Raw genomic sequence first — 15,053 nt, 5'->3', positions numbered from 1 at the left:
GCAAAGTTTCAGAAAAAAAAATTATAAATGCAAATTTATATAGCATTTTTTTTGGCGGCCGTTTTAAAGAGTGCAAAATCTTTTCCAAAAAACTGTTTTTTAAAGATTACTTAGCGTTATTGTTAAAAAATTACAGTATTCTCAACGTTTTTAAAGATTTAATGAAAATACCGCAAATATTCTCTTAAAAAAATGAAGATTTTCTTATACGTGACTATTAAACTGTAAGTTATTTATTTTTAAGTAAATAAAGCGATAAACTAAAAATAAAGCACTTAGATGAAAACATTCATTTAGATGAAATTAAAATGAAAATTTAACGTTTTTTAAGAAATAGATTTTCGGTTACATCTGTTGATAATATGTATTTTGCTAAGTGACTAAATTTGCTAATTGACAAATTATTCGTATTTTTGCCCTATGTATACTTTTCCAAAAGCCGAAAAACTCTGCAAACGTGAGTATATACAGCAACTTTTCGCTCAGGGTGAGGCACTTACAGCCTACCCCATACGTTTGTTGTATACCCCTATCACTGCTCTTAAGGTACCTTATCAGTTACTGATAAGTGTGCCTAAACGCACTTTTAAACACGCTGTAGATAGAAATTTACTCAAACGCCGATTGCGAGAGGCTTATCGACTACAAAAACACCTTTTACCTCTAACTGAACAACCCTACGCTTTAGCCTTTATTTATATAGGAAAAGAAAAAGTTTCCTATACCGAAATAGAAAATGCCGTGAAAGTTACCCTTTCACAATTTGCTAATTTGCCTATTCAACTATGAAAAAAATCGTTGTTTTTGCCTCTGGTTCTGGCTCAAATGCCGAACGTATCGCTACTTATTTCAGCGAAAAAGGTAGCGCTCAAGTGAGTTTAATCCTCTGCAACAACCTACAAGCTGGCGTGCTGGAACGCGCTAAACGCTTAGATATCCCTTCTCTTGTGTTCAACCGACAAGCTTTCTACAAAACAAATGTAGTACTCGATGTTCTCAAAACACAACAACCCGACCTTATTGTGCTGGCAGGCTTCCTATGGAAAGTACCTGAAAATCTTATAACTGCCTATCCTAACCGCATTCTCAACATCCACCCCTCACTCCTGCCTAAGTACGGCGGCAAAGGAATGTATGGCGCTCGCGTACACCAAGCCGTAGTAGCTAATGGCGAAACAGAAAGCGGTATCACCATTCACTATGTAAACGAACATTACGACGAAGGTAACATCCTCTTTCAAGCAAAAACTCAAGTATTACCTGCCGATACCGCTGATACTTTAGCAGAAAAAATACACCTTTTAGAATACGAGCACTTCCCTAAAGTAATAGAAAAATGGTTGGAAACTTGTTAGTTAAAAAAAAAGTTGTACCTTTGTAAAATTTGTAAGTAAAGAGATTATGTTTTCAACTGTAAAAAAGAACTCCAAAGTATGATCATACTATAGAATTCAAAACTATAGTACTGAACTTTATAGAAACAGTAAAACATTATCAATTAGCCTTAGAAAATAAACTTACAGAACAAAGTAGCTTTTTGCAATTCTCAATTACATCAAGCAAAATTAATGTATAAATACTTTTGAAAATTTTAAAATATCTAAAACAATGAAAGCAATTAAAACCTTAGTAACAAGCATCTTATTAGTAGCCAGTTTCGCTACTATACAAGCTCAAGACAGTAAAGCTGTTGACATTAATAACACTTCAGTGGTAAAACAAAAACCTCACTGCTTGCATTATCAAAGCATTTATACCACCAAAGAAGCTAATTTTGACGAATGTTTGAACGACTGGATAGTCAATAATTTAAATTATCCTCAAGAAGCCCTCAACAAAAAAATCAAAGGAAATGTGAAAGTATATTACCTAATTGACAAAAAAGGTAATTTTTCTGTTCAAAAAGTAGAAGGAGAACCTATTTTAGCAGCCGAAGGTAAACGCCTTTTTCAAAAATTCCCCAAAATGGCTCCCGCTAAAGACGCTCAAGGCCGCGAAATCGATGTACAAGGAATCTACCCCTTAGAATTTGATTTCGATGTAGTAAAATAGATAACAAGTAACAATCGTGAATAAAGAACATTTAAAACAATTAGAAGCTGAAAGTATTTATATAATGCGCGAAGTAGCAGCTCAATTTGAACGCCCTGCTCTACTTTTTAGCGGTGGAAAAGACTCTATTACCTTGGTGCACTTGGCTATGAAAGCCTTTGCTCCTATGAAAATACCTTTCCCATTGGTTCATATCGATACAGGTCACAACTTCCCCGAAGCGCTCGCTTATCGCGATGCCCTTGCCAAACGCATTGGTGCTGAACTCATTGTACGACAAGTAGAAGATACTATCAAAGCTAAAGGTCTTACTGAACCCAAAGGCAAATTCGCCTCTCGTAACTGGCTGCAAACACACACCTTATTAGATACTATTGAAGAATTCCATTTCGATGCCTGCATCGGGGGCGCACGCCGCGACGAAGAAAAAGCTCGCGCCAAGGAACGTTTCTTCTCAGTAAGAGATGAGTTCGGTCAGTGGGACCCAAAACTACAACGCCCTGAACTCTGGAACATCTATAACGGTAGAATCCAAAAAGGTGAAAATGTACGCGTATTCCCCATCTCAAACTGGACAGAACTCGATGTGTGGAGCTATATCCAACAAGAGAAAATTGAACTCCCTTCTATCTATTTCGCTCACAACCGCGAAGTAATTGAACACGAAGGTCGCCTCATTGCTGTATCACCTTTCATTCAAATAGATGAAAATGATACCATTCTCAACAAGCGTGTGCGCTATCGCACTGTAGGCGATATGACCTGTACCGCCGCCGTAGAAAGCAATGCGGCAACCCTTGAAGAAGTGGTAAACGAAATTACTGCTTCGCGCATCTCAGAACGCGGCGAAACCCGTATAGACGACAAAGTAACCGAAGCAGCGATGGAAGACCGCAAAAAAGGAGGATATTTCTAATTAAATAACCTCAAAAACAAATCATTAAAAAAATGGTCAGATTTTTGTATGAGTAAAATCTGAATACTAAAAAACAAAATCACAAATGAGAAAAAATTTATTATTTACAGCCATAGCGCTTTTCCTTTTAGCAACTGCACCAATCTTTGCTCAAACATTGCAACGCCACAAACCCGTACCCGAAATCACCTTACCACAAGCCAATGGTGAAGAATTGAAGTTGTCCTCCTTACGCGGTAAATACGTACTCATCGACTTTTGGGCATCGTGGTGTATGCCTTGCAAAAAAGAAAACAAATACCTCAAACAAGCCTATAAAGAGCTCAAAGGAAAAAACTTTGTTATCCTATCTGTATCCATTGATAGACCTAAAGATAAAGACTCTTGGCTCGACACTATCAAAATGGAAGGAATGGTATGGTACAACGTATGGGACAGCGAAAATAAAGCCGCTAATAGCTATGGCGTTAGTAGCATCCCTGCACCTTTTCTCATCGACCCCGAAGGCAACCTATTAGCCCAAGGCGACAACCTCAGAACTAACGAGTTGCTCAAAACACTCAAAAAATATATCAAATAAAACCATTCAACCAGCAGTGTTCTACTACAACCCAAACCGAGAAAACAACCTCATTTGAAGCATAACAACTCAATATATAAACCTTTAAAAAAGTAAATGTTATGAATAGAATTCTCGTTATCCTCTTGTTTTTGGGCGTGCTAAACCTATATGCACAAGAACGCACTGACCTCATCGATAGGCACTTTGAGGGTGAAATTACTAAAAGAGCCGCTGGTGATAGCATCAATACTAAACAATATATCTTTGTCACTTTTTTGAAAGATAAAGCTATCATTAGAGAAGAAAAACTAACAATTACTAAACAACCACGACTCATCTATAAAGTAGAAGTGGCTTGGCGCATCAATAAGCGCAACAACCAAATTATTTTTTCGGCATCTAATAAACCTTACCCTTATCAAGATTACAAATTTTACTACCGCGAAGAGGAACTAATGGCTTTTTATAGTCAGGATGACGATGGTACAATGGGGCTTGATATCTATTTCACCGAGAAATAATTTTAAAGTAATCATACAATGAAAAAAATCAAGTTTTTAATGCTATTATCTGTAGCAATAGGGTTAGGCAGTTGTAATACTGCACGCGTTAATTCTAATAGTTTGCAAGGTGAATGGCAATTAGTTACTATGGGAACTACTGCCGTAACAGCCGAAGCACAACCTACCCTAAAACTCAATGTGAAAGAAATGAAGGTAAATGGCTCCGACAGCTGTAATACCTTTATGGGAGGCATCGTAAAAGTATCCGATAACGAATTAGTGTTTAGTGATTTAGCTTCTACACTAATGCTTTGCCCCGACAAAATGGAAGTTGCCGATGCCTTTGGCTCTGCAATGAAAAAAGTAGCTAAATATGAAGTGAAAAACGAACAGTTATTACTAAAGGACGATAAAGGAACTGTTCTGCTTACTTTTGCTAAGAAGTGAAATGTTTAAAATGGGTTAAATTAATTAATTGGAAAAGGCTGCACAGAATAAATGTTCTATGCAGCCTTTTGTTGTTTATTAATTATTAATCCGTTAGCTAAAAATGAGCGGTATTACTAAAAGCGCTACTACAGCCGCTATAATTCCGTATACAAACATAGGTACCGCTGTAACTTTTAAAATTTTACCCTCAGCTCTGTCGATACCTAATACCGAACATACCGCAATAATATTGTTGATACACACCATATTACCCATCGCACCCCCTACCGATTGCAAGGCGAGAATCAAAGGGATTGAAAGCCCTGTGGTATTAGCCACCGAATATTGTACTGCCCCAAAAGTGAGGTTTGACACAGTATTCGAGCCCGAGAAAAACGCCCCAACTGCACCTAAATATGAAGCAAACATCGTCCAATAACTACCCGTAGCATCGGCTAAACCACGACCTATAATTTGCACCATTGAGTTTTCTCCTCCCATCAGCATTACATTCACCATAATAAGTGCCCCCACCAATGCTAAAAAAGGCTTTTGTATCTGTACAAAACTGGCTGAAAAAAGCGATTTAGTTTGCTTCCATTTCAGTGAGAACAACGGAATTGAAATCAACACCGTCACCACAAACGGAATGAGCGCTGGCACATAAAGCAGCTTGTAACTCTCACTCTCGCTCGTAGCAAAAATATTCTTCAACGAGAAAATCAATCCTTTAGTTACTTGAAAATCTCCTAAATATCCTAATTTAATAGTAAACCACTCGGTAGTATCGTTCAAAAGAGATTTTAGCGGGAGTTGTTTGATGCGAGTGAGTGCTAAAATTACTATCAGTGAAGCCGTCGGGAAGAGGGCTTTCAACAGCTCTGGAGTCTTCACTTTTTCGTGCTGTATTTCACTGTTATCAGTTTTTGATAAACCAATACCTTTGCTGGCAACCCCTACCGAAATGAAAAGACCAATAGCCCCCCCTACCAACGAAGGAAACTCGTAGTTAAACCACGCAATGGCCACATAAGGCAAGGTACAAGCAAGGATACTGATGAGAATAAAAACAATATTCTCGCGTATTTGTCGCCACGAAACAATCACTTTCAGTGCCATTATCGGAATTACGAAAGCTGCAAATAGGTGTATGATAGCCGTAATTTTACCAATATCCGAAAGCTGATCGTCGGAAATAGCTCCATTGCCAATGAGCGTACCAAAACCAAACCACGTAGGCGTACCTACTGCTCCAAACGATACAGGTACCGAGTTCATAATTAGGGCGAGAATGGCCACCTGCAAGGGTTTGAACCCTAAGCCTACTAATAGAGGAGCGGCAATAGCTGCTGGCGTACCAAAACCACTAGCGCCTTCAATCATAAAGGCAAATGCCCAGCCTATAATCATCAGTTGAGCAACAGGATTGGGGCTGATATTGCCTAACCAGCGGCGCAATACGTTCATTGCCCCTGTCATCTCCATCATTCGATTGAAGAGCACTGCCCCAAAAATTACTGTAATAGGGGTAGCTACCGAGATAATTGCCTTGATAAAATTGGCATTTAGGGCTACAAACGAGCCATTAAAATAAGTAAGGTGAAGTATATACACCAATCCCGCAATCAGTGGAAGTGCAATATACGAAGGAAGCGCATTTTTCTTTACCATCAAATAGATGAGGAGCGCAATCGGAAGTATGCTAAGAAATAAAGCCATAAGTTTTTTTAGATTTCTTTTCGGGGGCAAAAATAGTGCTTTTTATTTAAAATGCAAATTCTGCGAAAGAAAAAATAAAAATATCAACAATTTGCTAGTAGTTTAGTACAAAAACAAGACTAAAAAGTGCTATAAATTTTCGAGCTTTAGATAAGTTAAAATCTTTATATTTTCTTTTTAAGAAAAATTTCTTTCGTTTTCTTTGCACATTTCAATAATATTAAGTACTTTTGTCGCTCATTAATATATTTGGCGTAACCAAAACAATTCATTAACACATAATTCATAACTAATTAATATATTATGGACGTAAAAAAAATTATGACCTCTTTAGAGGCGAAACACCCTGGTGAAAAAGAGTACTTACAAGCTGTACACGAAGTGCTTGAATCAGTACAAGAGGTGTACAACCAGCACCCCGAATTTGCCAAAGCTAAAATTATTGAACGCATCGTAGAGCCCGACCGCATTCATACCTTCCGCGTGGATTGGGTTGACGATAAAGGCGAAGTGCAAAGCAACCTCGGTTACCGCGTGCAGTTCAACGCTGCCATAGGCCCTTATAAAGGTGGTATCCGCTTCCACAAAGCTGTAAACCCTTCAATGCTTAAATTCCTCGGTTTTGAACAAACTTTCAAAAACGCCCTCACTACCCTACCTATGGGAGGTGCTAAAGGGGGGTCTGATTTCGACCCCACCGGTAAATCTGATGCCGAAATTATGCGTTTCTGCCAAGCCTTTATGCTTGAACTTTGGAAATACATAGGCCCTGATACCGATGTGCCTGCTGGCGACGTGGGTGTAGGCGGACGCGAAATAGGCTATATGTACGGTATGTACAAAAAATTAGCCCACGAATACAATACTGGGGTACTCACCGGTAAAGGTATCAATTGGGGAGGTTCACTCATTCGTCCTGAAGCTACAGGTTATGGCGCACTCTACTTTGTAGACCATATGCTTAAAAAACTCGGCAGAGATATCAAAGGACAACGCGTAGTAGTATCAGGATTTGGTAACGTAGCGTGGGGAGCTTCACAAAAAGCAACTCAGTTGGGCGCAAAAGTTATCGGACTTTCAGGCCCCGATGGTTGTGTGGAAGTACCTAATGGTATGACTCACGAAATGATTAACTATATGCTCGAACTCCGCGCTTCTAACCGCAACATCGTAGCACCTTTTGCCGAAAAATTTGCTAAAGAAAGTAAGTTTACTGCAGGCAAAAAAGCGTGGACTATTCCTTGTGATATTGCTTTGCCTTGTGCATTCCAAAACGAATTAGACGGCAATGACGCTCAAATGCTTATCAAAAATGGTGTAAAACTCGTAGCCGAAGTATCGAATATGGGTTGTACTCCTGAGGCTATCAAAGCTTTCCAAGATGCTAAAATGCCTTTCGCTCCTGGTAAAGCAGTGAACGCCGGAGGGGTAGCAACTTCTGGTCTTGAAATGACTCAAAATGCCGCACATCTCGCGTGGAGAAGCGAAGAAGTTGATGCTAAATTGCACCAAATTATGGAGTCTATCCACAACGCTTGCCTAAAATACGGTCAAGAAGAGGGTTATATCAACTACGTGAAAGGTGCTAACATCGCAGGCTTTATGAAAGTCGCTCACGCGATGCTCGACCAAGGCGTAGTTTAATGACGAGTTACGAATGACGAATAACGAGTTATAAATAACAAAAAGCTGCTCAAGATAATGGGCAGCTTTTTTTAAATTCATTTAGTTTTTATGAAAAATCTTTATCTATTCTTGCTCTTTAGCTTCTTATCACTACAAGCTCAACCCGACTCTTCAGGAGCTACACTCCTTACAGATAAACAAGTACAAACGCTTTTTACCCACGAAACTCTTAAAGAAATAGGGGTAACATTCCCTATCAGGAAAGTGTATGCTTTTCAAGATAAATTAGGCAAGCAGTATCTTATCATTTCTGAAAATAATAGCAACCCCGATAAAGCAACCTCTATAAAAGCTTTCAATGTGCTTCTAAAAGAAGAAACACCACCTCAAGTACTTTGGACAATTACCGATGCTATTAATGATACTGAAAAAGCAATGTGGTTCTACACGCGCTATATAAGTCTCACCGACCTCAACAACGATGGTTATATAGACCCAATTGTACTATATGGTTCAGAATCTCAATACGGAGAACCGTATGAAGAAAACCGAGTAAAATTCATTCTTTACTATTTAGGAAAGAAAACAGCCATTCGTCATCAAAATTCTAGCTTAGACGATGGACGACATACCCAAATAGACCGCTCTTATTACAAACTTCCCCTAGCGTTAAAAAAGAAAATACGCAGTATTGTTGCAACCTTAGAAGAAAGAGAACACGCACTTTTCAATACCGAAACTATTAAAGAACTGAAAAAGTAATTTTGCTGGCACATTCTTTGCCTATTGTTACTTGTTAATTGTTACTTGTTAATTGTCAATTATTATGAGGGTCTTATTTTTCTTCTTGATTTTATTTTCAACTGCTCAAGCGCAGATAGTAATCCCGTCCGATAGTATAAATAGTATTGGTTTTGAACCCAATGGACGTCTATTTTTCTGTCATCAAAAAACTGATGGCTCTCTGTTAGGAGCTTTTTTGCGACCTAAAAATAAGCAATGGCTTATCGCTTATCATAGCTCTATAGATAGTAAAATATTACAACAAAAAGCTACTTTTTTCAATACAAAGGACTTGCGCACTACTAAACTCAGTAACTTTACAGGAAATGTTTATACTTCTGAAAAAGACGGGTATACAATTCGTCTTGAGTTTATCAATCCTCATTTGGTGAGAATCAGTACACTCAGCGATATGTTGATATCATACCAAACACCTATTGAGTTAGATTTTGGCAATGGCAAGAAGGCTTATGCTTTAGCGAGAGGTAATGCTCTTAGCTATCTGTTGATTCCTACAGATAATAAAAATCTGTTATATGATATAAGTACCGCTGTAAGTATAAGGAAACCAATGTCATTTCATTTAAAAAAACAGAAGGAACCTACTTCAAAACCTTGTTTTTCTGAAGGGCGCTATATAGAAACTATGTTCGATATACAAAAAGAGGGTAAACAATATATTTTGATAGATGACTATGGAGAACGGGTACTACCCTCTGCTTATGATGATATTCAGTTCAATGGGCACTTTATCTTAGCAAAAAAGGGAAGTTCTTTAGAGATTTACAACATGTATCTGCAACAAATGCTCTTTCCAAACCTAAAAAAGGTATATCTACACCTGAATGCTTTGGAAGTACTCGATGACAATGGAGCTCATTACTATGATTGTTGTGGCGAAGAACTCGATAAACCTGAAAGAGAAATAGAAGAATGTGGAACTAGTTTTATAGAACGTTGGTTAGAATACCGCATTAAGCAAACTCCTAAGCCTTATATAGGAAGAGTAGACTCTAATAATCCCAATATTATCAAGGAAAAGCATTACCTTATAGATCGCAAGCCAACTGAAAAAATTGCTTTTGCAGATGGTACAACAGAATTTTCAGGATTTTCCATAGAAGAAAAATTCCCTTTTGAAGCTTTACGAGTGCAACAAGGCAACCTCTTTGGTCTTTTTGAGTACGAATATCACAAATCTCATCAGCTCAAAGGCAAACAGCTCCTCCCTATTGCTTTCAACAAGATAGAACAAGATAAAAACGAACGGATTCTTTTCTACCAAAATGGCAAAGTAGGCATTTACCCTCAATTCACCACCCCTCAATACGATGTTTTAGTACCCATTACCGAAGCTTTCTACCAAATAGAAAAAAACGGTCGCAAAGGCTTCTTAGATATTTATACAATGAAAGAATATTTTTAGTGATTATTCATCAACAAAAGAATATTTGATAGGTATTACATACGTTGATTCTATAGGGGCTCCATATTGCTTGTGCCAAAGTAAAAAAGCCCCAACACAAAAAGGTAATGAATATTCTCATTGTTTTTTCAGTATGTGATAAATAACAAGGCAAATATACTACTTTTTTTGATTTACTTCAACTCATCGCAATAAAAACTAATACGCCCCCCTGTGTCGCCTATTTCAATACTCTCGTCATACCAACTCACTATTTGTAACTTAAAATAGCGCAACCCATCGGCAGTGCGGATGATATAAGTGTGAAACGAGGGGGTATAAGAGGGGGGCGGTCCTGAGAACACCAACGCCTTATTGAGTAACGGATTAGCATTGGTTTTGGTTTGTTGGGGGCCTTTATTGGGGTCAAACCAAGGGATACCTGTGATATTATGGGCTACGGTATAGCTTATCCACTCGCGTTGTGACATAGTGATAGACACGTTGTCGGTATCTACTACCCATTGTAGGTCGTGAGGCAATTGCGAAACAGTCGTCCAGCGGTCATACCCCTGAAAGCCCATATCGGCAACTCCTCCGTGTCCGTTGCCACTGGTGCCGCTATTGGTGCGAAGTTTATTACCACAGAATGCTAAATCCCAGTCTAATCTATTTTTCTGATTGCCTTCTATAATATCGGCATTCACTTGGTAGGCATTGAATATCTCACCTGTACGGAGGTTATAGTATATCCAATCGTTGGTGACATTATTGATGTACCCCGAACGACGCGGTAGCACTTTGCCTGTAAAAGGCAGAGCTTCATATTTCACACAAGCCGTACTCAACAAAGCTATCAGTATACTATATAAGATTCTTTTCATATTTGCTAATTTCCTAATTTAAAAATCGATCTCTACCTGCACAAAAAACCTACGCCCTGCAGTAGCAGGAATGTTGAACATCGTTACGCCAGAGCCCAAGGTTGAAGGTTTATAATCGAAAATATTATTTGCCCCGACGTTCAGCTTGTAATGCTTCAAAAAGCGTTGTTGTACATTTAAGTTGAAAAGTGCGTAAGCAGGCAGTTCACAACGGAAATAGGCCTCTTTGCTCACAGGGCGCCGTTGCATACCACCACCGTATAAAGGTACTTCTTCCTGCACCGTAATGCGATCTTGCACATCAAAAGTTTTCTTACCCATCATACTCATCGTCAGGTTTGCCGATAGGTCGTAGTTGTCGCGATACCATTTGTATTCAAGCCCTGCGGTAGCGGCGTGAGGCGAGGTAGTGTTGATGCGCAAGCCTTCTGTTTTACTTACGTCTACATACGAATAGGAAGCGTTGAGCGTAAGGGCGGGTACTATCTTCCAGCGGGTGAGCAGGTCAAAGCCTAAGAGCCGTTGCTGGCTGAGGTTCATATACTCGAAGTTATACTGAAACTCGTAGATTTTCCACACCCCCTCTATCTTATCCTGAAACTGATTGATAAAGGCATTCCCCGAAATAAAGAATTTAGGCACCGCATATTCAGCTCCTACCGAAAAGTAATGGTTTTTCTCGGGTTGTAACATCTCATTGCCTACAATTTGAAACATTCCCAAGTGATCCCAATTAAAAAACAACTCTTTAATAGAAGGCGAACGATAGCCTTTGGCGTAATTCAAGCGGTACGAAAGGGCTTCGGTAGGCGAGAATTTTATGGCTACTTTCGGCAGTGCCATCGTACCAAATTGCAGACTGTAATTGGTGCGCAATCCGGCTTCCACTTGCCACTTAGGGGTTATGGTATAAGTGTCCTGAAAGAAGAACTCCCATTCCTTCAACCCTCGTGTGAGCATACGATTGGCTGCAAAGCGGTCGCTGGTGAGGTCGTCTTGAAAATAGTCAATCCCCAAAATGAGGTCGTGCTTTTTGAAGTATTGCGAGGTGAGCGTGAGGCGCGGTTGCATAATCTTAGAGTCATACACCTTTTTATCTACATCACGGCGTTCGTGACGTTTGTAGCGCTCGTAAAAGTCGGTATGGAAAGTGCCGTGTAGTGCGAAATAGTTTTTGAGGCGGTAGGAGAGTTTTAGCCCTCCGGTGAAGTCTTTGGTTTGCGAGAAATAGAGGTCTTGCACCATATCATACGAGTTCATCAAAAAGCCCGTGCCGTATAGCTGTACGCTTAAGTTTTTGCTGTCGTAATACAGTTTTTGCGAAGCCGAGAGATGCTCTACCCCCTCAATACCCATTGGCGGACGCAAAAAGGTGGCTTGCACTACAGTATCTTTACTGAGAAACGGATTGGCTTCTTTAGTATACACCTTGCGATCGGGTTCTTTTTGGTAAAGGTAATACGCATCCTGACTGCTGAACCACACATCCGTTTGAGTAGTGAACTTCCCTATCTTTGCCCCTGCCGATACCCAGGATTGCAGGTTGGGCTTATCGGCATTCTTTTCAAACATATAGAGAAAATCGCGCCGCTCAGGGTTGTGGTAATTGCGTTCGTTCATCTCGGCGTGTCGCGAACCTACCGTAATAGCAAAAGGCTTATCTGTTTTCTTGGTGATAATGTTGATGACTGCTCCTGCTGCCCTCGAACCGTAGAGGGTAGACGACGCCCCTTTCATCACCTCAATGCGCTCTACAGCGTGCAGGTTGAACCGCTCGTAATCTAAGTTGCCTGCCATTTCACCCGTCATACGCTCACCGTCCATCAAAAAGAGGATATGGCGCGCATCCAAGCCCTGCATACTTATCTCGTTGCCAAAACCTACCTTTTGGATATTCATCCCAGGGGTTTCCTGCATCAGCGCCTGCTGGATATTGCTATACCCCGCTTTCACTAACTCCTGCCCAGTGATGACCTGCACCACCGTAGGTGTTTCTTTGGTGGGGCGCACGGTAGCACCCGTCGTTCTACCTGTGAGAGTAGTGCCCGCCAATTGGGTAGTTTCCTCGCTGAGGTATACCGTGAGCTCGTTTTCTGCGTTTAGCGTACCTTTTAGCAGTGTGTAGCCCAGCGACTGCACCGTGTAATGCAGTACACCCCCCTTGCGCCTTTTCAGGAGGGCAATGCCATTGTCATCGGCAATGCTGTGCTGTAGTTTATCACTATAAGCAGGCTCGGTATAACTCACTACTGCCGCAGCTATAGGCAAGCGGGTACTCTTGTCGAGCACCCGCATACGCACCTGTTGGGCTGAGAGGATTCCTCCTAATAGAAATAGTAAAATGGATATGGTGATTCTCATTAACTTAAGGTCTTATAGCTACTTCTTTGGCATAAATGGTAAGTCCTAATTCTTTGTTAAGGTAAGAGAAGGAGGTTATTTTTTTCTCTACATTCACAATCATTCGCACTTCGCCTTTAGCAGAAGTTTTAAGCGTTTGTGTACCCGTAGCATCCCAAAGGGTAGTGGTTACTTCCGCTGCTTTGAGTTTGGTTTTATCGGTATTGCCTTGCCCGTAGATAGCTTCTTCACTTTTAGTAAGCACATCTATAAAACGCGCTTTGCCACTGAAATCTAATTGCAAGTTCACTCCACTCACTGCCGTTTTGGCAAGCGATAGTTGCATACGCCCTGTTACATTGTTAGGCTCTTTACCGTCCCACACAAAGGTGATAGGCAAGGCTACCTCTGTAGTTTTACCCTCGTAGGTGAGCTTAGCCGTAATAGTTTGAGTAGCACCCAAAAGCGTAATAGCTTGCTGGTTGTTATCACCGCGAAATCTTTCACCCCCTGTGTCTAATTTTTTTTCTGCCAACGCCTCTTCGTAGGCATCGAGTTCTTCCTGAAAGTGAGCTAAGCGAGAGCGGTCAATTTTTTGTTTAAATATCGTACCCACTACGTTCATCATATTGTATTGGATTAAGAAATACACCTCGTGTGTATCTACATTGAAGAAGCCCGTAACAATGGTACTCCCTTCTTTAGTGATAGTGGGACCTTGGTAATTGTCAGGTATATAAGGGGTAGTTACGGCAGCTTTATCGTAGAATTTTATCCAATTGCCCTCGTATTCCTGCTTGTCCCAATAGCTGAGTTCCATTGCCTCCAAGGAGGCGTGCATTGTTACGGCAAAAGGCATAGTGCCCGGTTGTATTTTCTCAAGATGCATTTTGAGGCGTTTGCTGGGCTCGTCCCAAGTGAAAGTAAATTTAGTAGGTACGCCCGAAGGCAATAATGATCTGTCCGTACCAGCCAATTTCACGTGTTGCCCTAATACCATATCGCCTTTTAGTACGCTGATAGCTGTTTGCAGTTTAGGGTCGGTATTTTCAATAGGCTTGTTTTGTTCTTCTTTTTTGCAAGCGAAGAAGGAAAGCCCTATAAATAATAAAAGTATTTTTTTCATAGTAAGGAGATTAATTACAGTTGAAGTTAAGAGTAAAAGCCAGAAAGCAACAATTGTAGTTGTTACTTTCTGACTTTTAAGAGTAGGAAGTAGAGAATTATTTTCTCACTTGCTTACCATCATAATGAACATAGGCAGTAAAAAGGGTGATGAACGCAAATTTACCTTCGCTATGAATTCCTACTGTTAATTTGTAGGTATCACCTTCTTTTGTAAACTTTCCTTCTACTAAGGTAGCTGTGTATCTATGTGTACTAATAGGAGTGTTTAAAATCACAGACCTTTTTAGATTAGTAGCACGGAAAGAACCATCATTATTAAGAGTGATTCCTTTAGTGTCAATAGTAATCGTACCTGGCATATTTCCTATTTTAAAAGGAGGTAAATATAGGTTAAATTTACCATTACTATGTTTTTCTACACTGAAAAGTTGATCATAAACAGGGCTTTTCTTATTCCCATTCATTACAACTTCGTCAAGGACACCTTTATAGTCTCCCTTTACATCGTCTACTGTAATAGTAGCTCTTTGACTTTCAGCATTTTGCTGAACAGCTGCTTGACTATTGGCAACTAATCCTGTCTCAGCAGAGTTGAGTTCCTCTTTTTGGCACCCTATAAATGCCACCCCTGCGATTGCTGTAAAAGCAATCATTTTTAAAAATGAATATTTCATATAGACAAAATTAAAAAATTATTAGTTCACTA

15 protein-coding genes are annotated in these 15,053 nt (G+C 39.9%); 10 read left to right on the top strand and 5 right to left on the bottom strand.

Annotated features, from left to right (window positions below; genetic code table 11):
* Positions 1-420 precede the first annotated feature (420 nt).
* The 7 genes from rnpA to CBG49_RS03520 all read left to right on the top strand — a co-directional run bounded on the left by rnpA (position 421) and on the right by CBG49_RS03520 (position 4,480).
* Positions 421-789: a ribonuclease P protein component gene (gene rnpA, locus CBG49_RS03550; RefSeq protein ID WP_088593407.1), complete on the top strand. Its 369-nt coding sequence runs from the start codon at positions 421-423 to the stop codon at positions 787-789.
* Positions 786-1,355: a phosphoribosylglycinamide formyltransferase gene (gene purN, locus CBG49_RS03545; RefSeq protein ID WP_088593406.1), complete on the top strand. Its 570-nt coding sequence runs from the start codon at positions 786-788 to the stop codon at positions 1,353-1,355. The genes rnpA and purN overlap by 4 nt, the downstream gene beginning before the upstream one ends.
* Before the next feature lie 253 nt (positions 1,356-1,608).
* Positions 1,609-2,052, top strand: a complete 444-nt coding sequence (locus CBG49_RS03540; RefSeq protein ID WP_088593405.1) for an energy transducer TonB — start codon at positions 1,609-1,611, stop codon at positions 2,050-2,052.
* Between the two features lie 16 nt (positions 2,053-2,068).
* A complete protein-coding gene (gene cysD, locus CBG49_RS03535) occupies positions 2,069-2,968 on the top strand; it encodes a sulfate adenylyltransferase subunit CysD (RefSeq protein ID WP_088593404.1) in 900 nt (299 codons plus the stop codon).
* 85 nt (positions 2,969-3,053) lie between these two features.
* Complete coding sequence (locus tag CBG49_RS03530) at positions 3,054-3,548, top strand: TlpA family protein disulfide reductase (RefSeq protein WP_088593403.1); 495 nt, start codon at positions 3,054-3,056, stop codon at positions 3,546-3,548.
* Between the two features lie 101 nt (positions 3,549-3,649).
* On the top strand, positions 3,650-4,051 hold the full coding sequence (locus tag CBG49_RS03525; protein WP_088593402.1) for a hypothetical protein: 402 nt from the start codon (positions 3,650-3,652) through the stop codon (positions 4,049-4,051).
* Positions 4,052-4,069: 18 nt separating this feature from the next.
* Complete coding sequence (locus CBG49_RS03520) at positions 4,070-4,480, top strand: META domain-containing protein (protein WP_009413975.1); 411 nt, start codon at positions 4,070-4,072, stop codon at positions 4,478-4,480.
* 93 nt (positions 4,481-4,573) lie between these two features.
* On the opposite strand, the gene CBG49_RS03515 is transcribed toward CBG49_RS03520, so the two are convergent.
* Positions 4,574-6,181 carry an L-lactate permease gene (locus CBG49_RS03515; protein WP_088593401.1) on the bottom strand — a complete coding sequence of 536 codons (1,608 nt, stop codon included), beginning with the start codon at positions 6,179-6,181 and terminating at the stop codon, positions 4,574-4,576.
* Positions 6,182-6,484: 303 nt separating this feature from the next.
* On the opposite strand from CBG49_RS03515, the gene gdhA reads away from it, so the two are divergent.
* The 3 genes from gdhA to CBG49_RS03500 all read left to right on the top strand — a co-directional run bounded on the left by gdhA (position 6,485) and on the right by CBG49_RS03500 (position 10,016).
* A complete protein-coding gene (gene gdhA / locus CBG49_RS03510; RefSeq protein WP_088593400.1) occupies positions 6,485-7,825 on the top strand; it encodes an NADP-specific glutamate dehydrogenase in 1,341 nt (446 codons plus the stop codon).
* A 90-nt stretch (positions 7,826-7,915) separates the two neighbouring features.
* Entirely contained in the window at positions 7,916-8,569 is a 654-nt protein-coding gene (locus tag CBG49_RS03505; RefSeq protein ID WP_088593399.1) for a M949_RS01915 family surface polysaccharide biosynthesis protein, read from the top strand.
* Positions 8,570-8,633: 64 nt separating this feature from the next.
* Entirely contained in the window at positions 8,634-10,016 is a 1,383-nt protein-coding gene (locus CBG49_RS03500) for a hypothetical protein (RefSeq protein WP_088593398.1), read from the top strand.
* Positions 10,017-10,189: 173 nt separating this feature from the next.
* Here the strand turns inward: CBG49_RS03500 and CBG49_RS03495 are convergent, their stop codons facing one another.
* From CBG49_RS03495 to CBG49_RS03480, 4 genes are all read right to left on the bottom strand, one after another.
* On the bottom strand, positions 10,190-10,879 hold the full coding sequence (locus tag CBG49_RS03495) for an HmuY family protein (protein ID WP_088593397.1): 690 nt from the start codon (positions 10,877-10,879) through the stop codon (positions 10,190-10,192).
* Positions 10,880-10,897: 18 nt separating this feature from the next.
* Positions 10,898-13,240 carry a TonB-dependent receptor plug domain-containing protein gene (locus tag CBG49_RS03490; RefSeq protein WP_088593396.1) on the bottom strand — a complete coding sequence of 781 codons (2,343 nt, stop codon included), beginning with the start codon at positions 13,238-13,240 and terminating at the stop codon, positions 10,898-10,900.
* 4 nt (positions 13,241-13,244) lie between these two features.
* On the bottom strand, positions 13,245-14,345 hold the full coding sequence (locus tag CBG49_RS03485; protein WP_088593395.1) for a DUF4903 family protein: 1,101 nt from the start codon (positions 14,343-14,345) through the stop codon (positions 13,245-13,247).
* A gap of 97 nt (positions 14,346-14,442) precedes the next feature.
* The gene (locus CBG49_RS03480; protein ID WP_088593394.1) at positions 14,443-15,021 is read right to left on the bottom strand and encodes a calycin-like domain-containing protein; all 579 of its coding nucleotides are present in this window, start codon (positions 15,019-15,021) and stop codon (positions 14,443-14,445) included.
* Positions 15,022-15,053: the final 32 nt, after the last annotated feature.

Origin of the sequence: Capnocytophaga endodontalis (assembly GCF_002209445.1) — a bacterium.
GTDB lineage: Bacteria > Bacteroidota > Bacteroidia > Flavobacteriales > Flavobacteriaceae > Capnocytophaga > Capnocytophaga periodontitidis.
Note: the sequence above shows the minus strand (reverse complement) of the source record. Positions and strands in the feature narration are given on the sequence as shown.

Coding starts and splice junctions, on each gene's coding strand:
- rnpA (WP_088593407.1), top strand. CDS start 421: ATGTATACTTTTCCAAAAGCCGAAAAACTCTGCAAACGTGAGTATATA.
- purN (WP_088593406.1), top strand. CDS start 786: ATGAAAAAAATCGTTGTTTTTGCCTCTGGTTCTGGCTCAAATGCCGAA.
- CBG49_RS03540 (WP_088593405.1), top strand. CDS start 1,609: ATGAAAGCAATTAAAACCTTAGTAACAAGCATCTTATTAGTAGCCAGT.
- CBG49_RS03530 (WP_088593403.1), top strand. CDS start 3,054: ATGAGAAAAAATTTATTATTTACAGCCATAGCGCTTTTCCTTTTAGCA.
- CBG49_RS03525 (WP_088593402.1), top strand. CDS start 3,650: ATGAATAGAATTCTCGTTATCCTCTTGTTTTTGGGCGTGCTAAACCTA.
- CBG49_RS03520 (WP_009413975.1), top strand. CDS start 4,070: ATGAAAAAAATCAAGTTTTTAATGCTATTATCTGTAGCAATAGGGTTA.
- CBG49_RS03515 (WP_088593401.1), bottom strand. CDS start 6,181: ATGGCTTTATTTCTTAGCATACTTCCGATTGCGCTCCTCATCTATTTG.
- gdhA (WP_088593400.1), top strand. CDS start 6,485: ATGGACGTAAAAAAAATTATGACCTCTTTAGAGGCGAAACACCCTGGT.
- CBG49_RS03505 (WP_088593399.1), top strand. CDS start 7,916: ATGAAAAATCTTTATCTATTCTTGCTCTTTAGCTTCTTATCACTACAA.
- CBG49_RS03500 (WP_088593398.1), top strand. CDS start 8,634: ATGAGGGTCTTATTTTTCTTCTTGATTTTATTTTCAACTGCTCAAGCG.
- CBG49_RS03495 (WP_088593397.1), bottom strand. CDS start 10,879: ATGAAAAGAATCTTATATAGTATACTGATAGCTTTGTTGAGTACGGCT.
- CBG49_RS03490 (WP_088593396.1), bottom strand. CDS start 13,240: ATGAGAATCACCATATCCATTTTACTATTTCTATTAGGAGGAATCCTC.
- CBG49_RS03485 (WP_088593395.1), bottom strand. CDS start 14,345: ATGAAAAAAATACTTTTATTATTTATAGGGCTTTCCTTCTTCGCTTGC.
- CBG49_RS03480 (WP_088593394.1), bottom strand. CDS start 15,021: ATGAAATATTCATTTTTAAAAATGATTGCTTTTACAGCAATCGCAGGG.